Origin of the sequence: Pseudoflavonifractor sp. BSD2780061688st1 E11, assembly GCF_005844125.1 — a bacterium.
Taxonomy (GTDB): Bacteria; Bacillota; Clostridia; order Lachnospirales; family Lachnospiraceae; genus Sellimonas; species Sellimonas catena.
Genome location: NZ_SPHM01000013.1, coordinates 19,181 through 42,243 on the forward strand (window position 1 = coordinate 19,181; position 23,063 = coordinate 42,243).

Genomic DNA, 23,063 nt, shown 5'->3' on the forward strand with positions numbered 1-23,063 from the left:
GACATTGTGTCCCGATGTGAGGACAGGCCAAAGGGCGGCACTTGTGCAGTGCCGCCTTTTCGCGTTTCCCCACAGGACAACCGGGAGGCGTTTATCAATCTGAACAAAGGAGGTTTTACCGTGAGATTAACCGCACAGGAACTGGAACGAATGAAAAGCGTTGACATTGGCGCAGTCTCCCCCGAGTCTCTGCCCGATGTGAGCGGTATGACCTTTGATAATGCCCTTTCCCGAAAAGAGCGAGTCATAAGGTTTTTGCAAGTTGCCCAAAATCCGTACTGCTTCAGCATCGGCGGTATCGGTGTAAAAATGGAATTTACAGAAAATGGGCCATCCCTCCAGGATATTTTGACGGACTTTTTGATCCGTCAAAAAAGCGGGCTGTAACTTCGGTTATGGCCCGCGCCTACTTCGAGACAAAATGTCCCGAGGCGGAGCCATCCTTGTTGTCCCTACGGGACAGAGGTATAATGTAAGTGTAATGTGATAGGGAAGGAGGAACAATGCCACGAACAAAAAACAGAGGGGTTCAACAGAGTTTCTCCCCCTCTTATACAATCCGGCGCTGGCGGCTGGGCGAATATATCCGGCTTTCCAAAGAAGATTTGAAAAAAGGAAAAGACGATAGCAACAGCGTTAAAAACCAGCGCGACCTGCTGAATGACTTTTATCAAAAGCACATCGAGGAATTTGAAAGCGTTTCCGAATATGTGGACGATGGACACACGGGAACAGATGCCAACCGCGAAGATTTCCAACGGCTCCTGGCCGATGTAATGAGCGGGAAAATCAACTGTGTTGTGGTAAAAGACCTTTCCCGTTTTGCCCGGAATTACAGCGATGCGGGAAGTCTGATTGACAACCTGTTTGTACAGATGGGTGTCCGGTTTATCAGTCTTGCGGAAAATGTGGATAGCTTTACAAACCCGGATAGCGTTTCTAATATTATCGTTCCGATAACAAATGTAATGAATGATAACTATTGCTATCAGACTTCAAAGAAAATCCGCCAGGTATTTGACTATAAGCGGCGCAACGGTCAATACATCGGAGCTTTCGCTCCTTATGGGTACATTAAGCACCCAAAAGACAAACACAAACTGATTGTTGATCCGGATGCTGCTGAAACGGTCAAACTCATTTTCTCGCTATTCTTGCAAGGAACATCGAAACGGGCCATCGCTCTGCATTTGAATGAGCATGGCGTCCCGAGTCCCTCTGCGTATAAACTACTCAAGGGCCTGCCTGTTTCTACAAGAGGCTATGATGAGCCTATGTGGGGCGGCAGGATGATCCATGCAATACTTACCAATCCCACCTATACCGGGGATTTGGCACAAGGCCGTAGCCGGGTAAAAAGTTATAAGGTACACCAGATTGAAACGGTTCCCCGTGAAGAATGGGTAGAAGTAGCTGGAACGCATGAAGCCATTATCGACTATGAAACCTTTGACAAGGTGCAGGCTCTGTTAAAGCGTGACACCCGAACTTCTCCCGAAGGCCGGAAAGTCCATTTGTTCAGCGGCTTTCTGAAATGTGCCGATTGTGGCCGGGCAGTCACTCGTTGCGTTAGTAAAAACAATCATGTGTATTATGCCTGCTCTACTTACAAAAACCGTTCCCGGACAGCCTGCACCATGCACTCAATCAAGCATGAACGGCTGGAGGCCGCTGTTCTATTCGGTATTCAGTACCAGGTACATTTAGCCGTTTCTCATTCTGAGGCGATTGCTCGTATCAATTCGGCTCCAACGAAAAAAAGCCAGTCTTTCAGACTGGACGAGCTGATTGCCACAAAGGAAAAGGAACTGGCGAAAATCACCCGCTACAAGCAGTCTCTTTATCAAGACTGGAAAGACGGGGAAATTACCCAACAGGACTATCGAAGCATGAAAGCCGACTATGAACGGCAGGTAGCGGCCCTCTCTGATGTGCTGGAACGGTTGACCGCTGAACGGGCAGAACTGGCAAACGGTGTTGACAATGAGCACCCGGCGCTGGTGGCCTTTATGAAATACCAGAACATCGACAAACTAACCCGGGAGGCTCTCATTGATCTTGTAGACCATATCAAGGTTTACGAAAATGGAAATATCAGCGTTAAATGCAAATTCGCTGATGAATTTCGTAAGATAGCAGAATACATTGAAATTAACACTTCTGAAATTCCCGCCGTGGCGGGCTGAGTCCCGCTACATCCTTTCTGGCAGTGTGTTTTCCTAATAAGATTTAATCATATGGAGTTTGATATTCTGCTCCTGTTGGCCCGCCGGCCAGGGCAGGTATTTTCTGCCCGCCAGATCTACGAGGCTGTTGCCGCGGACTCCTATGACGCAAGCTGGACGGGAATCTCCAGCATGGTTTATAAACTCCGCCGGAAACTGGGCACTAGCATCATCGAAACTGTCCGAGGCCACGGCTACCGTATGAGAATAACAAAATAGAGGGATACGGCACTGAAGCTATGGCTTTGGTGCCGTATCCCTATTTCTACTCATGGGGTGTTTGCTCCATATTTTCAGCACAGGAGGCTGCGTCCTCCAGTACCTCATATCCAAGGAAACTATTGGTGGAGAGGGCAGCATCCAGATAGTCGTTTCCGACGGCAGGCCGGCTCCCTTTTTGAAAATAAAAGCGGTAGCGGGCGCCGATCTGGAACTTGGCGGTTTTGCTCAACAGCAAGGTGCGCTCCGACCCCTGTTCATCAATCAGCTGGATCTTGCGGTAACGACGCAGCATAGGGGTACTGACGCCGGCGCAGATTCCTTCTACCACTTCGTACTGGCCCCGGGCGGCGGTGCGCCATAGGCTGCTGCCCAGCACCAGAGAAGCGGCAAAAATAAGTCCACCCAGCACCAGAAGGATGCGGTCTGCGGTGACAGTGAAGATCACAAGGCTGACTGCTATGCTGGCGATCCCGGCCAGGAATGTCAGCAGGATCTTGCGCCGCAGGACAAAGGGAAATTGGCTCCATTGGTATTTCATGTACTGATCCTTTCAAAAATGATTTGCTGGCGCAGATACAGGTTGGCAACGGCCAGCGTTACCGCCTGGCTGCTCCGGCTGTTCTTCATCAGGCTGGCGATATTCTGGCAGGTGGTTTCGCTGTCGCCGTACACCTTCTCCATCAGGACCCGCTCGCTGGGGAGGGAGAAGACATCCTGCTCCACACATTTGATGATCTCCGCAGTGGAAAGCAGGGCCTGCCGGGAAAGCCGCATGACGCGGGATTCATAGTCGGTCCGGCGGTCTTTGCGAAACAGCTTCAGCGCCTGCCTGACTGAAACCCGACGGCTGAATACCAGCTTCATAAACGATACGCCGCGCACCAGGGCAGAGCCGCTGGTGGGGATGATGCCCAGGGAACTCAACAGATCATACAGCGCATCGTATTCGGTCTCCCCGCAGCCGGAAACCAGCAGGCCGCGGGTAAGCAGGCGGTTCACGCAGTCATCCCAAGGCCGGCTGACAGCACCGCCCATAGATGAGGCCAGCTTATCACACTGAAAAGAAATATCCTCCCATTTGGAGATCCGCCAATTCAGGGCAGTCCAAACGACCAGCTCCTGCATATCCACCATGTAGGGCTGACCGCCAAGGCGGATGACCGGGCAGGACCGGCCGCAGCCATTTGTTTCCCGCTCCAGACGGCCGATTGCAGTATATAAAGTTTTCTGTTCCATCGATCAATGCCTCCTTTTATATATCCTTTACTGCGGGAAGGCCGTGGTTTTCAACAAAATCAAAGCAGGCTTGCCAGAAAGCGGGGGTCACTGCGCAACTTGGCGACTGAACGCGAGATCCATGCACCCACATGGGAGGGCGGAACCTGGTAGAGTTCCGCAATATCCGTGACCCGCATCCCCTGGAGCTTGAGCGCCAGGGCTTCGATCCCAAGCCGGGCCACACCGTCATAGTCCTGTTTGCTGGCTTCCAGAAGCGACAGCGTTTCCATCAGGGACACTTGGGTGTCAAATACGTCGGACTGCGGCTTCAGGGCTTCGCCGTCAGCGGCCAGTTCCCCATGCTCTCCAATAATGAGGCGGCTGAACATCTTGCCCCTGTTGCAGATCGTCCGGCAATAGGACAGAAGCCCGTTTTTTACGACTGTTTTGGCGTAAGTAGTAAACTGCGCTCGCCCATCGTCCTTATAGGTGGCCGCAGCTTTGCAGAGCCAGACGCACCCCTCCTGGAACAGATCGCTGTACTCCAGGCCGCAGATAGTCGGATTCACATGGATATAATCGCAGATCACCCAATGCACCACCGGCAGGTTTTGAGCAACGAGTTCCTGCTGCTGTTTCGTCAGACTGGTCATGTACTCACCTCCCATCAGGCTGCCGCCTGTCCGGCGGCGGGAGGAGCTGAGGCCTGCCTGCAGAGGCGGACGACCTCATCGCACATCCATTCGGAAAACTGGCCGATATGGGTCTGCCGTTCATCCAGCCCCAGCTTCGCCTGGAGCCAGATGTAGACCTCCCATTTTTCCATGTGCCGGCTCTGCTGTAGCTGTTCCAATGCCCGGTGCGCCAAAATGCGCTTGTGCCGGAGATCTCCATTTGCCAAAGTTCCCATAGGTCGGTGCGTCCTGTCATGGGCGCTCACATAGGCGTCGCAGGCGGGCCAGCGGTCGCAGAGGTAGAGAAATTTTCCCTGGGAGCGGCGGTTCAAGCCATAAACCACGCTGGCCGGGCGGAGCGAGGCATTGGCGTGGCAATAAGGACATTTGATAGGTTTTTGCTTCATCATAAAATCATCACCTCCAAAGACGCGCCAAAGGCGGCGCGATGGCGTCTTTCTGTGTAAAAATCAGCTGTTCTGACTGCAGCTGAGGTCCAGGCATAGCTGCCTGAGCGTACATGCGGAAGGGTCCGGCGTATGCCATTCGATGTACTTGGAAAAGGCGGCGTCAAAAGAGCGGCGCGACAGAACGGCACTGCACTCGGCGGGCTCTACTTCCTCGCCAGTCAGCTCATGGATGGTTTCCGCAGGCAGAAGCATGACCTGCTCGCACTCATCCACTGTCAGCAGGAATCCGGAACAGGGCTTCTCCCGGCCATACACACAGGTATCGCAGCCACAGCTGACAAAGATGGCATTGCGCCAGTTCCCACGGACGGCCCGCAGAAAGGAATAAAATTTGCAGGATGTTTTCATGTCTGCACCTCCGTTATCCTACATTTTGAAAAATAAAAAAGCGGGGACCAGCTGTGGATGTCCACAGGCTGATCCCCGCTGACGGGCATTTAAGCGAACAGGCCCTCGATCTCCTGCGTGATCCGGGGGATGACCGTATCGTTGAAGATGAGGGTCAGGGCCGCCAGCAGCAAGGCGCCCAGCACAACGGCGATGATGATTTTGACCGCATCAGAGATGTAGAAATCGCCGCGCTGGTTGGAGAGCGCCATACGGGTCCGAAGCGCGAGGCCGTTCGCTTTGCTGCGGATGCAGCTGGTAAACTTCTTCATGGAAATACCTCCTGTAAATGTGATATTGGATTTTGGTATGGTTATGGCCGGTCAGGACCGGCGGATAGGCTTGAGCAGGCTGTTTTTGTTGGAGCGAAGCCTGTCCGGATACGCTTTCGGCTTCTGGCGCAAAAGCCACCGGAACCGGCGCCGCCGCCCATCTTCGCCGTCAGGCGGAATATATTTTTTCTTCGACATGGATTTCTCCTGTTCAGACGGTAGGTTCAGGACCGGCCTGGGAGCAGGTCGGCCCTGGGGAAATGGATGGAAGGCAGCCGACATAGCGGCTGCTATGGGAACCCACTGCGGTACAAAACATCACCTCCATCGTAGATTCGCTACCGGGTGGGAGCGGGTATATGGAAAGCCCACACCAGAGGTGAGGGCGGATACCTGTCAGCCGAAGAAAGCGCCCAGGGAACTCATGACCTCGGTGCAGAGGACCACTAGATAGATGATCATAATGCAAATGAGCATCATCATGGAGTAGCGCTGGATCTTCTTGGGGCGCTTGGCTGCTTCTTTTTTCAAATTGTTCTGCTCGATCTGCCTCATGTCAAAGCAGATCATCTTGAAATACATCCGCTGGTCGTCGCCGCGAAGTACGCCAATCAGGCCGCGGATCACATCAGACAGCATAGGGCTGCCAATGCGGGTCTCAAAATGGATCAGGGCATTTTCATAGTTGCCGGTTTTCATGTCGGCAATGGTCTGGTCCAGCTCCGCGCCGAAGTCCTTGCCTGCTACCCGGCGGTAAGAGGTCAGGATCTTCAGCACATCCCGGTCGTTCTCCAGGTTCTGCCCAATGGTCAGGGCAAACCGGGGGATTTCGCTTTCAATGAGCTTGCGGCGCTTCTTAACGAAATCAAAGACACTGTAATAGGTCGAGAACCACAGCGCCACCGCAAGCCCGATCAGTACGGGAACCATCAGCGGCACCAGAAACACCATCAGGACAGAGCAGAGGCCGACGGCGCCCGCCGTGACCCAGGCCCGGGCCGTGTAGATCTCCGGCGTCAGTTCCAGGCCGGCAATATCCAGCGCCCGCTGCAGCTTGTTCCGCTTGAGCTTATCCAGCTTCAGGTACGGGGCGATCAACCCGGCGATTTTGGTGATGTAGACATCCAGCAGCTTCTCGGCCTTTACGCCCTGCTGCTTGCGGGCCAGCATCATCATGCGGGAGGTCTTCTTTGTGGGAATATCCACAAAGGCGCAGGTCAGGTTGTAGGTGGCAAAACCAAAGAAGATGATCGCCACAAGTGCTAAAAGGGTCATGCGCCGTCACCTCCGTATTCAATGGGCTTGCTCAGCTTCATAATCTGCGTCAGGGCAAAGAGAATGATGGCCGCGCAGATCGCCAGGGCAATTTTGCCGGGTGTGGTGAAGATGAGCGTATGGAACCAGTCTTCATTGAGGAAGTAAAGCAGCGGTACATTGGCGACCACCAGGAACATCATCGTGATGGCCTCACGGCGCGGCCCTTGCATCATGGCTTCCAGTTCAGACTGCACCACACGCACATCGCTGAACTTCTGGGCGATGGTGGGCAGCGTGTTTTTCATGGAGCGGTCAGACTGGCACTGAATGAGGATGTTGCACCACTCATGAAATACCCGGTTGGGGACTTTCATCTTCAGCGAGTTGATGGCACTGGTCAGGTTGGCGTTGATCAGTTCCGCCTCGTACACAAATGCCTCGAAGTTGGCCTTCACCGGCTCATTGATGTAGGGCAGGTTTTCCTTGACTGCCCGGATCAGGTCCTCCGTGCGCAGGTAAGAGGTGGTGATGATGGAGATAGCGGTCTCCAGTTCCTCATTCATATGCTTTTTGTAGCTGGCGGCTGTGCTGCGCAGATACCAGATGGGGGCCAGCGAAAAGCCAATGCCCAGGATCGGCACCATATACACATTGTTGATGAGCAGCGCCAGTACAGCGCCCACCGCAAACAGGATCAGCGACAGCCGCTTGACCGCCTCATAGCGGTCGGAGCGGCCGGTGCCTTTCAAAATCTGCTTCAGCTCATAGTCCTGGTTGAAGAAGCCCTTGGCGGGCGTGCCCATCAGGACATTGAGTTCGTCAGACAGAGTAGCTGCCTTGCGCTGGGAGCGGAACAGGGCGTCGATAAAATCCCCCGGCCGCACGCCGAACAGGGCTAGGAGGCCCGCGCTGATCAGCGCAAAGCAAATGATGTAGATCCACTGCAACCTTTAATCCACCTCCTTCGGGGCGTCCATGAACTCCGCCAGCTCCTTATTGGAGATGCCGTTGTCAAGGAGCCGTTTTTTCAAAGTATCCGAGATCAGGCCCACCTTCCGGTGATGGCCTACCACATGGACCTCGCCCTTTTCATCGGTCACATTGTCCTCCACCTCAAACTTGTAGAGTGTGTGGGAAATGAGCTGCCCGTCCCGGTAGTCCTCGCCCTCCAGAATCTCCATGATCTTACGGGAACGGTCTTCCAGCTGCTTGGTAAATACCACGATGGGATAGGCCTCTACCATGATCTCCATGAGCACGGCATCGTCCATGCTGTATTTGCGCTTGGCGAGGGTCATCATCCTGCGGTAAGTGCTGTTGCAGGAGTTGGAGTGGATGGTGGTACAGACGGTATGGCCGGTGCGGGAGCTTTCGGCCGCCGACAGGCTTTCCGCGGCGGACCGCATCTCGCCGACGCCGATGACATTGGGGTGTTTACGCAGCACCCGCTCCAAAAGGAAGTCCTGATTGATGTTCAGCGCCGGATTTTCGCTGGGCCGGGTCAGCAGGTGGATGACGGAGTTCAAGATATTTCCGTTTTCATCCCGCTTGACCAGATCAAACTCGCGGCTGCCTTCCTCAATGGTGATAAGGCGCTGGTTGTTGGGAACATTGGAGAGCAGCCATGCCATGATGGTGGTCTTGCCGGAGCCGGTGGAGCCCGCGATACACACGCTGACGCCATACCGGATGCAGGCCATCAGGAAGTGGAGCATCTCGGCGGTGGCGCTGCCGGAATCCAGCAGCTTCTGTTCGGAGACTGTCTGCTGGTTGACGATACGGATAGAGGCGTTGATGCCCACATCCGGGTCTACAATGGGCGTCTTATCCACAGAGATACGGATGTTTTTGTCCAGAAAGCCCACCACACTGGGCATGGTGTCGTCAATGACCATGCCGCAGGCGTTGAGCATACGGCGCACCACATCAATGGCGTGCTGCGGGGAGGAAAACTTGTCCGGGATCTTGATGCTGCGCCCGCCGGCCTCGATCACTTCGATGTCGTTGTAGGCGTTGATGTTGACTTCCTCAATGCCGGGCTTGTAGATCCATTTCTTGAGGAAGGAGTACCCGGCCATATCCTCGTAGAGCTTTTCACACAGTTCCTCGGTGGTCAGCCCCTCAATGGCGTATTTCCGCTTGACGATGTACTGCACCATCAGCTCTTTGAGCAGTGTGGTGGCCCGCTCGGCGTTGCCCTCGCCGGCCTCGGCAATGGTGGAGGCGTGATTTTCAGCGAAATACCGCTGCACATCCTCCAGCACCTGGTCATAGGTCAGGTCCTGGTTGGCCGCCGGCGCGAAGAATATGTCGTTGAGATTATTCATCGGCGTCATCCTCCTCGAACTCGTCCTCGTCGTCCGCATCCTCTGCCGCCTGCTCGGCCAGCTCCATCTGCTCCAAAGCGTCCAGCACCTTGTTGAGCGAGGCGGTGTACTTGGGATTGCAGTATTTGATGGCCTGGAACATCCCGCCTTCGGTGGCGCAGCGGTCAATTTCCTTGCCGTAGGGCAGCAGCCCATCCCAACCGCCGATGATATAGCCCATCTCATCCAGAGCGTGGAAGGGGCGGGCCATGCCGGCAAAAGTTATGTGCCGGTCATAATGGAACCGGCCATCTACCAGTAGGGGCTGATGGGCTTTCAGATAGTTGACGCCCTTTAAGTCGGGTGTAAGCAGGCGGATGACCAGATCACCGGACTCGATTGCTGCCGGAGTGAACACATTGGTCATGCTGGAACTGCAGTCCAGAATGACGAAATCCACCAGCCTGGCGGCAGCGTTGACCAGCTGGAGTACCATAGCATATTTGACTTCCGGATAGCTCAGCGGATTCTCACCGGCGGAATAGCCCATCAGGCCGATGAAGGGATAGCTTTTGAGCACCGTGACATGGCTTGCCACCAGAGAGGTGTCGATCTCTACGCTGCTCAGGACCTGCCCCACCGAGGCATTGGTCTGAATGATCTGCTCCGGCAGCCAGACCGGGAGCATGGGGACGCTGATTTCCGCATTGATGATGATGGCTTTCCGCTTGTCGCGGGTCAGGGCTTTTGCCAGGATGCAGGAAAACATGCTTTTCCCGCTCCCCGGACTGCCCCAGACGGTAATGACTTTTCCCATAGGAAGCTCCTTTCCCAAGGGCGGAATGCCCTTGACTTTTAGCAAAACAAATGTATAATATAAGATAGATTATCATAAAATGAATTATGATAAAGGAGGCGTTAACATGAAGTTTATCGGCAGACAACGAGAACTGGAGTCTCTTGAAAGGGAATACCAAAAAGACAGCAGCTTTGTTGTGATTTACGGCAGGCGGCGTGTAGGAAAAACAACGCTGATTAAAGAATTTATCAAGGGTAAGCTGGCATTCTACTTTCTCGCAACGGAGGAAGTGGAATCACAAAGCATAAAACGGCTGTCTGGTGTTGTGTCCCGGGTAACACAGAATCCGTTGCTGCAGCGTGCAGCCTTTTCCGACTGGCTGGATTTGTTCCATATCATTGCGGAATTCCGGCCGGAGGAAAAGAAAGTCCTGATTATTGATGAATTTCCTTATCTGGTTAAGTCCAATCCGGCGTTCCCGTCTATTCTGCAAAACGCTTGGGACGAGGTTCTCAAGGACAGCAATGTGATGCTGATTCTTTGCGGCTCCTTGATTGGAATGATGCAAAAACACGCGCTGTCTTATGACAGCCCCCTGTATGGCCGCCGGACTGCACAGATCCGGTTGGCGCCTTTGTCGTTCCCGGATGTGTATGCCGCTCAGCATCTTTCTTTTGAGCGTGCGGTGGAGCAATATGCGATTACCGGCGGCGTACCCAAATATCTGGAGTTTTTCAACGATCAGGAAGGACTGCTGGAACAGGTGGAGTCTGCGGTTCTCTCGAAGAACGGTTTTCTGTATGAAGAACCAAACTTTCTGCTGAAAGATGAAGTGGTATCCGCTGTCAACTATTTTTCCATTATCCGCGTGATGGCGGATGGAAACCACAAGCTGGGGAAAATTGCGGGAGCTCTGGGGACAGAAACTTCCGCGCTGACGCCATATCTTTCCACGCTCAGCGACCTTGGCTTTGTCGTGAAGGAAACGCCGGTTACGGAGAAAAATCCGGAGAAGTCCCGTAAAGGCCTTTATTTCATCTCTGATAACTTTGTGCGTTTCTGGTTCCGGTATGTCTATCCATATAAAGGGGAACTGGAACTGGACAATACGCAGATTGTTCTGGATGAAATCCGAAAAGACTTCGTACAGAAGTTTGTGGCCTTCGCCTATGAAGATATCTGCAGATCCATTTTTGCAGACCTTTGCAGGGAAGGTGTCATTGACTTTGTTCCCTCGCGGATCGGAGCTTACTGGCTGAATGATTTGGACAGCGATACGGAAATTGATGTGATGGCGGTGGACCATCAAAACAAGCGATTCTTTGCAGGCGAGTGCAAATACCACAATAAGCCGGTGGATGCGCCTGTATTTTTTGCTCTCCGCGATAAGGTGCAGGCTTCTGGTGAAATCCAAAAGGTATGGAAAGGCTATCAGCCTATTTTTGGGATATTTTCTAAAAGCGGTTTTACCCAGCGTCTTGTTGACTTGGGAAAAGAAAATCCACAGCTTTTCCTGATTAACGAGGATCATCTTTCTAACCAGCAGTGAGGAAACGGGCGGTGAATCTGTTCACCGCCCATTTTTATTCGCCGTCTTCCGGGATGCTGTCCGCAGGAGTTGTTTCCGTACCGCCTTCCGCCCCATCGGAGCCGGTCTCGCCTGTGGACTCGCCATCTGCGGCGCCTTCAGCGGCTTCTCCACCATCCTGGCTTTCAGCATTTTCCTCAACCAGTGTTTCGGGGAAGTAGATCTCCTGAAGCGTCTTGTCCTGCTCGGCCAGCAGTTCCTCGGCCAGCTGGTCGTTGTTGCGGGAGATCAGCGCCACATGGGCCACGCCGTCATTTTCCATCTCAGTGATGATACGGGCCTGCTCCGGGCTTGCCAGCACAGTGATGGTGGCAGACTGCTGCGGCTCTTCGTCCTCGGTAGGCTCCTTGGTGTTGTCCACATTGATACCGTCAGAGTCGGTGACCGACAGCACCTTGACAAAGCGCAGCTCCGGCACCTCTTCCGCCGTCTCCAAGAAGTGATAAATGCGGATGATGTCGCCCGGCTGCAGCTTATCCGACAGGCCGGAGGCCAGCGTTTTCACAGTCAGCGAAATGGCGACCTTGCCAGAGGGGATGTCGTTGAGCGCCACATCCGAGGAAACAGGGACAGTACTGACCTTGCTGGTGAGGATATAGTCGCCTGCGGCCAGCTCGGCCGTTACATACAGGCCCTCCACATCCTCCATGCTGTGGGCCACATTGGACGGGAGATTGTACCCGCCCACTTCTACGACTTCGGCATTGTCGCTGGTGATCTTTTCGCCCTTCAGCACCGGCTGGGTGATGCGGACGATCTCCGTCTTGCCGTTGGTCTGCCGGGCAATGGTGGGCAGTGCCACAAATGCGATGACCGCCGCCAGAACCAGGGACAGAATGCCGAAGATAAATCGGTTGTTGAGTTTCATAAGCATCTCTCCTGTCATAAAAATAGTTCAGCCAGCGTCGCCACAGAGCAGCCGCAGGCCAGAAAAGGTAAAAACGGGATCGCGGTGGGCTGTTTGTTCCGCAAGAGCCGCCGGTACAGCAGCACCACCGGCATGGCGAAGCCGGCGGCTACCAAAAATACCAGGGCCATGCCGGAGGGACCATAGACCAGACCCAGCACCCCGCAGAATTTGATATCCCCGCCGCCCATGCCGCTGCCGCCGGTCGCCATAGCAGCGGCCAGCGGGATGCAGAAGCCCAGCAGCGCACCCACCAGCGCCTCGGTCACAACAGGCCAGATAAAAATGGGCATCCGGTCATACTCCAGAATGAAGTAGACCTGGATCAGCGGGGCCAGCGCGGCCAGGGGGATAAAAAAGACGAGCGCCCGGTCGGGCACCCGCCTGTATAGGATGTCGTAGACGGCAAAACCCGTCACCACCAGAAAAACAGTGAGCAGGTATGCCATCCACACATTACTCTCGATTGGTGTACCAGTCATCATAGAGGCTCCCGTCAATGGAAACATAGTCATTCAGGTTGATACTCAGCATCCCGTCCGGCGTCCAGGTATCCCAGACCTGGGTGAAGACGGTGTAGTTCGTCGCATCCGGGAACCAGATGGGGGTAAAGTGCACTTCCCGGCTGTAAGTCGAGAACTCATTGGGCTGGAAGGTGAATTTGGCGCTCCGGCCGCTGGACACCCGCTGCAGCAGGCGGAGATAGGTTTCATACTGGAACTCCGGGAACACCGAAAAGGCCGTCTGCGGATGGGTGATGTGGCTGGTGGGCGCGTCGGTGGAGAGCGTGGCGGTCACATCCTGCTTGACGCCGTACCCGCTCTTCATGGACTTTCCGGAGGCTGTCGGTACGATATCGTCCGGCATCAGGGACATAACGCCGCTGATGGAGGCAGAATAGCCGGTGTACTCATATTCCCAATAGCCTTCATCGACCCAGTGCCCGCCGTCTTCCCCATGGTCGCACCAGACCCATACCGGCACCCAATAGCAGCTCCAGACGCCCCAGTTGGCGGTGAGCTTCTGCGTTTCGTTGGGCAGGGACGGTACCGTATAACCGGGGTTGGTATCAGTCGCCACCGGGTCGGGCGGAATATGCTCATTCAGATCCACGATTTCCGCCACAAAGGTATCCTGGGCGGTATAGGCCCCGCTGACGGATACGGTAATGGTGACTGTCTGCGGTGTGGAAGGGGTGTGCCACTTGACCCAGACCACCTGGCTGTCACCTGCGGGAATCACCACATCGTTGACCCGGTAGGTGGTGCCAAGGATGTGGAAGGTCACCGAAGCGGGATTATCCGGCGTCAGGTCGGTATCTGTCCGCAAGGTGACAGAGGTAATGACATCGGTATCTACCCGGTACTCCACATCGGGGGCTTCAATATCCCCCTCGGGCGGGGCTTCATCAAACCAGACGATGCCGACGCCCAGTGTATTGATGATGTCGGAATTGTTCTGCGTCCCGGTGGTGTTGCCGGTCCAGGCGGAAATACCAAGGTCACTGAACTCCAAAAACATTGCCAGCGGCAGGTTCTTATGGGTCAGCGAAGTCATGGTCCGGCGCAGGTTGCCGCCGGACATCTGATCGTAAAGGCCAGCCTCGGTGGCCGTCATGCAGTAATACTGGCTGTTGTGGGTAAAGTAGGCGATGGGCTCGATCAGCAGCTTATATTCGCCGGCGATCATCCGCTCATAGTCCACGCCTGCAGCCTGGGCAACCATCATGCAGGCGTACTCTGAGCAGAAGTACCGCTTGATGGCGTCAATGTTGCTCTGGCCCTTGCTGCTGACGATGGTGGGCATGGACTGTGCGGGCTTGATGCAGGAATAGGCCACCCCGGACTGGAGGGAGAGGCCGGTGCCGCTCAGGTACTGCAGCTTGTTGACTTTGCCAAAATGAAGGATGCTGCTTTTCTGCGTCCGGTTGGAAAAGTCCAGCGGTGAGGACACGGCAGCACCGCTTGCTGCGTCTACAACCGTGATACGCACGCCATCGTTGCCGGGATTCCAGAAGTTTGAGGATGTGCCTTGCCCCATCCCGCCGCCGCCACCGTCAATGTTCCCGTTGCCTCCTGATGCAAATGCCGTGGAAGGGACGAGACAGAACACCAGGGCGAGGCTGCATAAGAGGGCGAGAAGTCGTTTCAAATACATCACGCTCCGTTCTTCTTGAAAATAAGAAGGCCGCCACAATCCTGTGACGGCCCTTCAGGTCCATATTCAGTTGTAGGTGGTCAGCCGCCCATGTTGCCGACCTGCTTGTTCAGGTCACCGTCGCTGTCGCCGGTGGACTGCTGCACATCGCCGGGGACTACCCAGCCAAATACCGGATCATAGACAGCGCCGCTGCCATTGCTGGAGCCGGGGGCCGGCTCATTGCTGGAAGTGGATTCCTCTGCGGGAGGGGCGGTGACTTCCGGTACTGCCGGGTCGGGATTGACCTCATGCTCTTCGCCGGGATCTTCGATCTCCGTCTTGCCTTCCGGCACAGGGGGAGGCGTTTCTTCCGGCTTCTCCGTATCGGTAAAGTCGATTTCAACCTCGCCCTCAGATTCTGAGGTCACCTTGGGATATTCCTCTTCGGCGCTGGAAGACTGACCGGGCGCATAGGCATCTGCGCCCCCGCCTCCGTCGACAGACTGCACACCGCCATCCGACCAGTCGCTGCTGGTACTGCTGGGAGGAGATTCATCCGGACGGAATTCATCCGTGCGGTCCCGGCTCACGAACCAGCAGACGCCCAGGATGGCGACGCAGAGGACAGCCAGGGCCGAAACAATAAAGCCTTTGGATTGGAAAAACTTCTTCATGTGTATGCACACTCCTTTTTTGCTGTTATATAAAGCCTATACTGCGGAGCTGACTGGATTTCAACAGCGCCGCTAAAATTTGGTGTTATGGTAGCCGGTCAGCTCCACCCGCTGGGTGATGGTAGGGTAATTGTGTCCGAACATGCGTACATAGAACTCCACATCACAATAGAAGATGTACTCCACCCGGTCGCCCACCACATTGAACTCCAGGCTGATGTCGGATACCTCATAGTCCTCTGTGTAGAGCGGGATCTTCTCCGCCAGGCCGCCGGCGACAGTGGCCTCCAGCATTTCCGTATAGTCATTGCTGGAATAGAGGGTGCGCAGGTACTCCTCGAAGTTGGTTTCCCGCTGGGAGCGGTAGGTGTCCGCATAGATGGTGGCGCTCAGGTTGTTCAGCTCCATTTTGGCGCCGTTGCGGATGTTGATGCAGGTGATCCGCACCGAGGCGTACAGGAGCAGGAAAGAGATGAGCATGACGACCCCGACTACAAAAAAGCAGGCAAAGAAAGTGATCTCGCCCCGCTCGTTGCAAAGCGGCCGGCGCAGCCGTGAAAGAAAACGCTTCATAGGCCACCTCACTTCCAGTAGTGCTCGCTGACGCCGGAACCGCGTGCTACCACCGTGATGTTGACCAGATCCAGGTTCCAGAAGCCGCCCAGCTTGGCCTCGCCCTCAATGGTGATGTAGAAAGGGGTCCCCAACTGGATGGCCCGGGACATCCCGGACGGCGTAGGCGTCTTGTATGTGGCGTCGATGGAGTATGTGATATTCTCCGCGCCCTCAATCTCCGAGCACAGGAAGTCAAAGAGCGAGTCGGTCTCGCTGTTGATGCCGCCGGACAGCTGGATCTGCTTGACCATCTGATCTGCCGCATGGTCTAACTCCTGTTTTGTGGAGATGATGCCGAACAGGTCGATGATAAAGGCCAGCAGGATAACGGCGATGAAGATGAACACCACCGTGGAGAAATAGTTGGCCTCGCCCCGTTCGCTCTTAAATGTCCTGCGGACTTTTTGCAGGAAAGTATGAATGTGAACCACCACCTTTACTTACAAATGAAAACAGCCGTCCCGACCGGAACGGCTGCATTACAAAGTTTTGACTGTACCAAGTATAGCAGATTTGGATTTACGGCGAAAGGGCAGGACTGCGCCAATGTATGGGCAATCCTGTGCCAATTCAATGTGTTGTTAAAAGCAGGAATGACAATCACACATCATCTTATTTAAAAATAATGTGTGATTGTCGAAGCAACGGAGACGAGTTCTATACGGTCTGCATGATGCTCACGAGAAATCCTACGCACAATTACAGCAGTGATTCAACCAGCTTATGGCTCTTATGGCTAAGTAGATGTAATCAAGAGAAGAAAGGAAAAGCACAATCCAGACGGAACCGGCGGTTGTGTCAAGAAATGTTTGTGGGATAGCAAGAACTTTGATATAATGGGAACAGGAACCCCGGAACCGGGAGAAAGGCAGGAGGATAAATGCACATAAGCTATAAACCCCTCTGGCACACACTGGTTGAGCGAAACATGAGGAAAGAGGACTTGCGGATTGCCGCCGGTCTTACCACAAATATGATTGCCAACATGGGCAAAGGCAAGAATATCAGCATGGAAACGCTGGTTCGTATCTGCGAAGCCCTGAATTGTGGAATTTTGGATGTGATTGAGTTGGAGCAGGACGAAGAAGCGGAAATATTAAATTGACGGAGAAGGTATTGCGAAATGGACAATAGAGAAAGAATTATCAGACTTTGGTTTGATATGTGGCTTGCAAAAAAAGATTTAGGTATATTTGACGTGTTTTCTGATAACGCCGTATATATTGAAAGTTGGGGGCCAGAGTATCACGGTTCCAAGAAAATAAAACTTTGGTTTGAAGAATGGAATACTCGTGGAACTGTCTTACAATGGGACATCAAACAATTTTTCCATAAAGGTAACCAAACCATTGTTGAATGGTATTTCAAAAATAAGATGAACGCCGGTAACGTAGAAGCATTTGAAGGAATGTCGCTGATTAAGTGGACATCAGATGATAAAATTGCCCTCTTAAAAGAATTTGGTTGTAACGAAAATCGGTACGACCCTTATAAAGATGGCAATAGCCCACGTTTCAGAGATGAAAATGCAAAGTGGTTTTAATACAGTCATGCTTTAACTTATGGAGGTGACGTAATGAAGATAGAAATTGAAAAAGATTTCCCACAGTATTTCAAACCTTCATATCCAGAAGAATTTGAGTTGTTTTCACATTTTGAAGTATCCGCAGGAATACCAACAGTTTTGTTCGCAATCACTACATGGAAAGAAAACGGGAAACCGAATGTCTGCTTCCATTCATGGAGTTGCTTTCATGGGGATAAAACTGCTTTCTTCGCAGTAATGGGAAATCTATATCAGCATACCCACACCTATGCCAATATCAAAAGGGAAAAATGCTTTTGTATCAACTTTCTCCCGATAAGCTATTATGATAAGTTGGTAGACACAATTAAACACAACGATATGGAAACAGACGAATTTGCAGTAGGTCATTTTACGCTTTCCAATGCAAAAACCATTCATGCACCAGTCATTCAAGAGGCATTTATCAATATGGAATGTACCTTGAAGGAAACACAGGATTTAAGCGGCGCAGGAATAGCAGCTATGGTTATCGGCCAAGTGCAACACATTTCTGTTGAGAAAGAATATGCACAAGGCTATGAGCAGAGATATGGAAAAGATGGTTTTATGATGTTAATACCGGCACCACAAAACCTTGTCACCGGGGAACCAAACCAATCTGCGATTGCTACGGTAAAGATAGAAAGGTTAGATTAGAAAATGGGTAAATTGCAGGAAATTCCCGGAGTTGGAAAAAATATTGAACGGAATTTTTGTTGCCGGTATATGGTGAAACGAGATTAGAATGGCACGGTAGTGTTATCGAGTTTTCGTCGTTAAAAGAAGGAGACCTTATTGCAATAACCTTTATTGGAGAAATACAGGAAACTACGCCGGCAACGATTACAGATGTTGTACGAATTCAGCTGTTAGAAGATACAGTTTAACTGAGGAATGAGTGATCGAAAATGGTGAGCTCTTCGGAGGGAGTGAATCGAGGGATATAAAATGAAAAAAATCAGAGTAGCAATTTTGTCCGTTACACTTCTTGCTTTTGTGGGTGTTCTTTATGGCATGTCATAGAAGAGGACTATTCAAAAGCGGCATAAGAAAAAATATTCCTCGAAACTAAAGAAGCCCCCATTCTAATCGCACATAGCAGTGTGCTGCCAGAATGGGGGCTTCCATATTTGTATTACAGGTTCTGCCGGATGATCCGCGTGATGATGCCCACGGCCACGCCACGCTCCATATCCAGACGGGTGACGGCAAAGGACACATCATCCTTCTTTCCGGGCATCCGGTAGTCGTAGCAGGAGTGGGCTACCGCATTGACTCCATTGGCGAGCCGGACATAGACCACGCCTTTATGAACATCGGTGACCTTTCCGGCATACTTGCCCTGGATGCGGCACTTCTGCAGGTTGTCCCGGTCAGTGTTTTCCGAAGTGCTCTTGATGTCGGCCCGGATGCCCAGGTCCTCCAGGCTGTTGCGCCGTACACTGAGGATACGGACTAGCACTTCGTCGCCCACAGCAAACCGCTCATGGGCGTCGCCGATCCAGTCCCAGGCAAGGTCGCGGGCCAGAATGGAGCATTCCACGCCGAACACCTCCACACGGACGACCTTTTCCGCCACAGCGATGACCCTGGCCTGGACAATGCGGCCCTCGTAGACGCGGTACATCCCATCGGGGTCAAGGTCGAAATAGAAGGTCTGGCGCTTGCGCATCATGGCCTCCCTGCGGCTGGCTACCACGCTGCGGGTCTTGGAGTCGATACCCCGCACCACAAAGTCAATGTCGGCGCCCAGCATATTCCCCAGGATCTTGTTCTGGCGCAGCATCAGGTCAGTGTATTCCTGGCCGGAAGGGCTGCGGCCCAGGTTGATCATCATTTCCTTCAGGGGGATGATGATGCGGAATCCCTTGTAGTCCACCACAGCCACCGTCTTGCGGTTGTCCAGCTGTTCAATGCCGCCCAGCTTGCCGGTGAGGATGCGGCGGGTGCGGTAGGCGTTGTGGATCTCATGCCAGATGATGTCCTCACGGTCTTCCTGCGTCTCCACATCTTCCCGACTGCGGATGGTCAGGATCGAGGGCTCGCCGCGGCGGGGAGCGGCGGTGCGCCTGGGAGTAGAAGTGGGAGCAGGGGCTGCCTCAGCAGGCTGTTCGGCCAGAGAGGCAGAATCTTCAGCTGCAGCCGCTTCGCTATCATCAGCCAGCGCATCTTCCGCTGCGGGAGCAGGCTCAAGGGTCTCTGTTTCTGCGGAGATTTCGTCCATCGGCGCCGTATTCTCGGCCGGCGCGGTCTTTTTCCTGCGGGTGGCCCGCTTGGGCTTGGGCGGTTCCGGTTCCTCAGCCGCTTCAGAAACAGGCTCACCGGGTACATCGGCCGCACCATCGTCAGCGGGAACAGCAGAGGCATCTTCGCCATCATCACTGTCGGGGGCGTCCATCAGAGCAGCGGTGTCGTTCTCGCCGGGAAGGGCGTCTGCCGCCGTAGTATCGGTGTCCATCTCACCAAACATCTCGCTTTCGGTGAGTTCCGGGAGGCTGCCGTCATCCTCAATGGTGGTTGCCTCTTCATCCGGCTGGTCCATAGAGGCCAGCAGCTCATTCAAATCGCCGCCATCAGCGGGCGCCGCCATATCAGCCTGCGCTTCATCAGGGGGCGGAGTATTCTCCACGGGAACCGTGGTCTCAGGAGCGGAATTTTCCTGCTCCAGCAATTCCTTTTTCTTGGTTGCCATAAGTAAAAAACCTCCTATGATGTGAATTTAAGAAAGGATCGAGTCCTTGTCTGTGGTGATGATCCCGTCCGGGGCCTCGGAAGCAGGCGATGACGGGGGCGATTTCGGGGCAGCCGGCGTACCGGAAGATTTCGGTTTTCTCTTTGCCGCCGGCTTCTTGGGGGTGCTTTCCTTCGGCTTGGGGGGCGGGGACGGTGCGGTGGCAGGCTTTGGCTGCGCCTGTTCCTCCAATTTTCGCCATTCAGGAATGTGCGCCGAGGCTTTGCAGTCGCGGAGCTTGGACGATTCCGGGTGCTTGGAGTAGTCCATCTTCTCCACCTTCAGGGCCTTTTGGCCGCGGATAATGACCAGCGCCTGCGTAATCGGCAGACGAAGCACTTCATCCGGGGTGAGGACGGGCCGTTTGCCGACGCCAGAGGTCTCCCGGTATTCCGGCGTGTAATTGGAGATGCGCCAGGTGCCCAGCTGCTTGGATTTACTGGACACTGACACAGAGGCCAGACCAGTGCGCTCGGAGATGAATTCCGCTGTCAGGCTGTCTGTGCAACCCAAAAACAGCTGCGCATCACAGTTTCCCAAAATTTCCTGCCAAAGATTAAGCGGGTATCTGTTTTGGAGACCCGCAAGGTTTTGGAAGACGCAGCTCATGGATATGTTTCTGGATCGAATCACACTGAGACGGCGGGAGAGATCCGGAATGGTCCCGCAGGCAGTGAGCTCTTCCCCCAGGATATGGACGGGAACCGGCAGCTTGCCGCCCTCACAGTTCTTGTCTGCATATCGCACCAACTTGATAAAGCAGAAGGACAGGAACAGGCTTGCCAGAAAATCAAAGGTGCTGTCCTGGTCGCTGGTAACGAGGAAGTAGGCACACCGCTCCTGACCGGGCAGCTCCAGGTCGATCTCATCCCGGGTGGTGATCTTCTTAATCAGTTCCGACTGGAACACCTGCAGGCGGGAGCCAAGGCCGATGATGACGCCGCTGCGCACCGTGTCGCTGGCCTGCTTGAACAGGCTGTAGGGGGCTTTGGCCGGATGGGTGGGCGGCAGAACATCAAACAGGCTATCCAAGTCGGATTCCCCGTTCAGCGTCAGCAGCCGGTACACCTCACCGATATTCCGGTTTTCTTTCGCATAGCTCTGGTCCACATAGAGGACAAGGGCTTTCAGAAGGTTCATCTCACAGGAGTCCCAGAAGTGGTCGCCCTTGCCGGTGCTGTTGGTGTTCTTGATGATGACATCCACAAAAAGCTGCGCCATCAGTTCCTGCCCTTCCACTTCGGAAAGGCAGTTCCAGCTGTCTGAATTTTCCGGCAGCACCAAGTTGAAAACCTTGACGCAATAGCCCTGCTCCCGCAGGTATTCGCTGGATTTTTCATAGAGTTCGCTTTTCGGATCTGAAATGATCAGCGATTCCCCACGGATTACCGCCTGAAGGATGCGGTTCATACAGAACGACCGGGTCTTCATGCTTCCGCTGGAGCCGTACACGGCCAGGTTGCCGTTGATACGGGGATTCTCGGGAATACAGACGGCTTTCCCGTCCAGCATCCCCAGCACAATGCCCTTGTGCTTGCGCAGATCCGGCACCAGGTCCAGAACACCCTTCATTTCCTTGCGGCCCATCCAGCCGGAGGTGCCATAGGTGCCCTTGGCCGAATAGACAAAGTTCCGGTCCGTGTCATACTCGCCGGTATCACTGTAGCCCATCCGCATGACCATGAGCAGCAGGATCGCCAGCAGGCCAATGCAGATCAGCACCCCATACACCCCATAGGGCGGATGGAGAACAGAGGTCAGGCAGGTAAAAAAATTGGGCGACGCTGCCGCCGGAGATGTGCCGTCTCCGGGGATGCCGCCACCCTGTTTCCATGCTGCGTAGTTGCCCAATATCTGCCCCAGAAAGCCGCCTGCATAGAGAACCGCAAGGATGGCGAACGGCGCAGCGATCAGGCCTGCAATGAGTTTCTTCTTGTCTATGGGAACAACCTCCCCTCGAATTTTGTGAAATCAATGGTTTGAAAGCGGACCCGGCCGCCGCAGTAGCGGCGCAGCACATCTGCCTGGAAGTCAAAACAGATCAGTGTGCCGGGGCGCTCCATCAGGTCGAGGGAGGTGTTAAAGCGTGCGATCCGGGGCAAGTCGCAGGAGTAGCCGAACAGCACCGGCGTGCCGTCCTGCTCCGCGGCATCCTGCTCTATGGCCCTTCCGGCATTTCCGGTAATCAAGCCCTGGGACAGAATGCAGTTCAGCTCTGCGGTTTTCAAGGGGTCACACAGTAAAGCAAGGATCACCTCCCCCTGGTGGTTATTTGTGAGAAAATAAAAATGGTCGTAGCTGCCGTCCAGCATGAAATAGTCGTGCTTGGCCCCGCCGGTACTGGTGAGCATCTGGTAGGCCAGTTCCATGCTCTCGCCCAGCACCAGCCCATGCACATCTTCGGCGCGGTACTGCCCGGCCAGACGCTGTTGGCACAGGACACTCCACATCAGCGCCTTTACCCGCATCTCAGACTTGCAGCGCCATTTCATCAGGGCTGCGCCGCTGTTGTAGGTGACAAAAATGCCGGTGGGCGCCAGAAGCACCCCCGTAAACCGGGAGCTGCGAATCTGCGTGGTGTCGATCCCCATTTCCTTGACCTCACGGGAACTGTAAAAGGCGGGATACTCGATGGCTTCGCCGTGATAGCCTTGCGGAGAAAAGACCTTCGGCTTTTCATCCTGAAAGAGCCCAATTCCCGCATTGTCCATTGTGACATAGGTTTCCGCGAGGCGGTGGAGCCGGAGCCGCCGGTTCACCTCGCTCTTGAGGCGGTTGGTGTCGGTGTCGCCGGTCAGGTAGGAAGAGAAACGCTCCGGCCAGCCGTCCAGCAGGGCGGCCTTGGCCTTTGCCCCCAGCCGATAGCCCCGGAGCCTGTCGCGGTAGTAGGTCCGCAGCAGCCCGCTCTTTTTAAGCGAGGTCACGACCGCCTCCAAATAGTAGGGGCTGGCCGGAAGACGGTTCAGCTGGCTGGTTGGGAACTCTCCAGAGATGGCGGTCAGCGATAAAAGC

At 54.2% G+C, this 23,063-nt stretch carries 27 protein-coding genes; 7 read left to right on the forward strand and 20 right to left on the reverse strand.

What is annotated here, in order from left to right; genetic code table 11:
* Window positions 1-120 precede the first annotated feature (120 nt).
* The 3 genes from FGQ85_RS07650 (at window position 121) to FGQ85_RS07660 (ending at window position 2,444) form a co-directional block, all read left to right on the forward strand.
* Window positions 121-387 carry a DUF6870 family protein gene (locus tag FGQ85_RS07650; protein WP_138373103.1) on the forward strand — a complete coding sequence of 89 codons (267 nt, stop codon included), beginning with the start codon at window positions 121-123 and terminating at the stop codon, window positions 385-387.
* A gap of 116 nt (window positions 388-503) precedes the next feature.
* Window positions 504-2,186, forward strand: coding sequence for a recombinase family protein (locus tag FGQ85_RS07655; RefSeq protein WP_138373104.1), 1,683 nt, complete (start codon window positions 504-506; stop codon window positions 2,184-2,186).
* Window positions 2,187-2,237: 51 nt separating this feature from the next.
* Window positions 2,238-2,444, forward strand: coding sequence for a winged helix-turn-helix domain-containing protein (locus tag FGQ85_RS07660; protein WP_243128506.1), 207 nt, complete (start codon window positions 2,238-2,240; stop codon window positions 2,442-2,444).
* A 46-nt stretch (window positions 2,445-2,490) separates the two neighbouring features.
* Here FGQ85_RS07660 and FGQ85_RS07665 read toward each other — a convergent pair whose 3' ends face one another.
* From FGQ85_RS07665 to FGQ85_RS07710, 11 genes are all read right to left on the reverse strand, one after another.
* Window positions 2,491-2,985, reverse strand: a complete 495-nt coding sequence (locus FGQ85_RS07665) for a hypothetical protein (protein ID WP_138373105.1) — start codon at window positions 2,983-2,985, stop codon at window positions 2,491-2,493.
* Complete coding sequence (locus tag FGQ85_RS07670; RefSeq protein WP_138373106.1) at window positions 2,982-3,683, reverse strand: hypothetical protein; 702 nt, start codon at window positions 3,681-3,683, stop codon at window positions 2,982-2,984. The genes FGQ85_RS07665 and FGQ85_RS07670 overlap by 4 nt, the downstream gene beginning before the upstream one ends.
* Window positions 3,684-3,742: 59 nt before the next feature.
* Window positions 3,743-4,318 (reverse strand): sigma-70 family RNA polymerase sigma factor, encoded by a 576-nt coding sequence (locus FGQ85_RS07675; RefSeq protein WP_087231454.1) that lies wholly within the window; start codon window positions 4,316-4,318, stop codon window positions 3,743-3,745.
* 14 nt (window positions 4,319-4,332) lie between these two features.
* The gene (locus tag FGQ85_RS07680) at window positions 4,333-4,749 is read right to left on the reverse strand and encodes a zinc-finger-containing protein (protein WP_087231458.1); all 417 of its coding nucleotides are present in this window, start codon (window positions 4,747-4,749) and stop codon (window positions 4,333-4,335) included.
* A 60-nt stretch (window positions 4,750-4,809) separates the two neighbouring features.
* Window positions 4,810-5,157, reverse strand: a complete 348-nt coding sequence (locus FGQ85_RS18765) for a hypothetical protein (RefSeq protein WP_243128507.1) — start codon at window positions 5,155-5,157, stop codon at window positions 4,810-4,812.
* Window positions 5,158-5,246: 89 nt separating this feature from the next.
* On the reverse strand, window positions 5,247-5,468 hold the full coding sequence (locus FGQ85_RS07690) for a DUF6133 family protein (RefSeq protein WP_138373107.1): 222 nt from the start codon (window positions 5,466-5,468) through the stop codon (window positions 5,247-5,249).
* Between the two features lie 51 nt (window positions 5,469-5,519).
* Window positions 5,520-5,666, reverse strand: coding sequence for a hypothetical protein (locus FGQ85_RS18335; RefSeq protein WP_171027911.1), 147 nt, complete (start codon window positions 5,664-5,666; stop codon window positions 5,520-5,522).
* A 198-nt stretch (window positions 5,667-5,864) separates the two neighbouring features.
* Window positions 5,865-6,743 carry a hypothetical protein gene (locus FGQ85_RS07695; protein ID WP_138373108.1) on the reverse strand — a complete coding sequence of 293 codons (879 nt, stop codon included), beginning with the start codon at window positions 6,741-6,743 and terminating at the stop codon, window positions 5,865-5,867.
* Entirely contained in the window at window positions 6,740-7,672 is a 933-nt protein-coding gene (locus FGQ85_RS07700) for a hypothetical protein (protein WP_138373109.1), read from the reverse strand. Before FGQ85_RS07700 ends, FGQ85_RS07695 begins: the two co-directional genes overlap by 4 nt.
* A gap of 3 nt (window positions 7,673-7,675) precedes the next feature.
* Window positions 7,676-9,052, reverse strand: a complete 1,377-nt coding sequence (locus FGQ85_RS07705) for a CpaF/VirB11 family protein (RefSeq protein ID WP_138373110.1) — start codon at window positions 9,050-9,052, stop codon at window positions 7,676-7,678.
* A complete protein-coding gene (locus FGQ85_RS07710) occupies window positions 9,045-9,848 on the reverse strand; it encodes a ParA family protein (protein ID WP_138373111.1) in 804 nt (267 codons plus the stop codon). The genes FGQ85_RS07705 and FGQ85_RS07710 overlap by 8 nt, the downstream gene beginning before the upstream one ends.
* A 106-nt stretch (window positions 9,849-9,954) precedes the next feature.
* Between FGQ85_RS07710 and FGQ85_RS07715 the strand changes: the two genes are divergently transcribed.
* Window positions 9,955-11,379, forward strand: coding sequence for an ATP-binding protein (locus tag FGQ85_RS07715; protein ID WP_171027912.1), 1,425 nt, complete (start codon window positions 9,955-9,957; stop codon window positions 11,377-11,379).
* A gap of 34 nt (window positions 11,380-11,413) precedes the next feature.
* On the opposite strand, the gene FGQ85_RS07720 is transcribed toward FGQ85_RS07715, so the two are convergent.
* The 6 genes from FGQ85_RS07720 to FGQ85_RS07745 all read right to left on the reverse strand — a co-directional run bounded on the left by FGQ85_RS07720 (window position 11,414) and on the right by FGQ85_RS07745 (window position 16,187).
* Window positions 11,414-12,286: an RcpC/CpaB family pilus assembly protein gene (locus tag FGQ85_RS07720; protein WP_138373113.1), complete on the reverse strand. Its 873-nt coding sequence runs from the start codon at window positions 12,284-12,286 to the stop codon at window positions 11,414-11,416.
* A 14-nt stretch (window positions 12,287-12,300) separates the two neighbouring features.
* Window positions 12,301-12,810 (reverse strand): prepilin peptidase, encoded by a 510-nt coding sequence (locus FGQ85_RS07725; protein WP_138373114.1) that lies wholly within the window; start codon window positions 12,808-12,810, stop codon window positions 12,301-12,303.
* On the reverse strand, window positions 12,782-14,482 hold the full coding sequence (locus tag FGQ85_RS07730; RefSeq protein ID WP_138373151.1) for a hypothetical protein: 1,701 nt from the start codon (window positions 14,480-14,482) through the stop codon (window positions 12,782-12,784). Before FGQ85_RS07730 ends, FGQ85_RS07725 begins: the two co-directional genes overlap by 29 nt.
* An 80-nt stretch (window positions 14,483-14,562) precedes the next feature.
* Window positions 14,563-15,138, reverse strand: a complete 576-nt coding sequence (locus FGQ85_RS07735; protein WP_138373115.1) for a DUF6550 family protein — start codon at window positions 15,136-15,138, stop codon at window positions 14,563-14,565.
* A gap of 72 nt (window positions 15,139-15,210) precedes the next feature.
* A complete protein-coding gene (locus FGQ85_RS07740; protein WP_138373116.1) occupies window positions 15,211-15,711 on the reverse strand; it encodes a hypothetical protein in 501 nt (166 codons plus the stop codon).
* A gap of 8 nt (window positions 15,712-15,719) precedes the next feature.
* Window positions 15,720-16,187 (reverse strand): DUF4320 family protein, encoded by a 468-nt coding sequence (locus FGQ85_RS07745; protein ID WP_171027913.1) that lies wholly within the window; start codon window positions 16,185-16,187, stop codon window positions 15,720-15,722.
* A gap of 446 nt (window positions 16,188-16,633) precedes the next feature.
* On the opposite strand from FGQ85_RS07745, the gene FGQ85_RS07750 reads away from it, so the two are divergent.
* From FGQ85_RS07750 to FGQ85_RS07760, 3 genes are read left to right on the forward strand one after another with little or no spacing between them, the layout of a single operon-like run.
* Entirely contained in the window at window positions 16,634-16,858 is a 225-nt protein-coding gene (locus FGQ85_RS07750) for a helix-turn-helix transcriptional regulator (protein WP_138373117.1), read from the forward strand.
* A gap of 18 nt (window positions 16,859-16,876) precedes the next feature.
* Window positions 16,877-17,296 carry a nuclear transport factor 2 family protein gene (locus FGQ85_RS07755; RefSeq protein WP_138373118.1) on the forward strand — a complete coding sequence of 140 codons (420 nt, stop codon included), beginning with the start codon at window positions 16,877-16,879 and terminating at the stop codon, window positions 17,294-17,296.
* Between the two features lie 33 nt (window positions 17,297-17,329).
* Window positions 17,330-17,977 carry a flavin reductase gene (locus FGQ85_RS07760; RefSeq protein ID WP_015527897.1) on the forward strand — a complete coding sequence of 216 codons (648 nt, stop codon included), beginning with the start codon at window positions 17,330-17,332 and terminating at the stop codon, window positions 17,975-17,977.
* A 478-nt stretch (window positions 17,978-18,455) separates the two neighbouring features.
* On the opposite strand, the gene FGQ85_RS07765 is transcribed toward FGQ85_RS07760, so the two are convergent.
* The 3 genes from FGQ85_RS07765 to FGQ85_RS07775 all read right to left on the reverse strand — a co-directional run bounded on the left by FGQ85_RS07765 (window position 18,456) and on the right by FGQ85_RS07775 (window position 23,017).
* The gene (locus FGQ85_RS07765; protein WP_138373119.1) at window positions 18,456-20,012 is read right to left on the reverse strand and encodes a S1 RNA-binding domain-containing protein; all 1,557 of its coding nucleotides are present in this window, start codon (window positions 20,010-20,012) and stop codon (window positions 18,456-18,458) included.
* 27 nt (window positions 20,013-20,039) lie between these two features.
* Window positions 20,040-21,905 carry a type IV secretory system conjugative DNA transfer family protein gene (locus tag FGQ85_RS07770; RefSeq protein WP_347563069.1) on the reverse strand — a complete coding sequence of 622 codons (1,866 nt, stop codon included), beginning with the start codon at window positions 21,903-21,905 and terminating at the stop codon, window positions 20,040-20,042.
* 83 nt (window positions 21,906-21,988) lie between these two features.
* Window positions 21,989-23,017, reverse strand: coding sequence for a hypothetical protein (locus FGQ85_RS07775; protein ID WP_171027918.1), 1,029 nt, complete (start codon window positions 23,015-23,017; stop codon window positions 21,989-21,991).
* Between the last annotated feature and the right edge of the window lie 46 nt (window positions 23,018-23,063).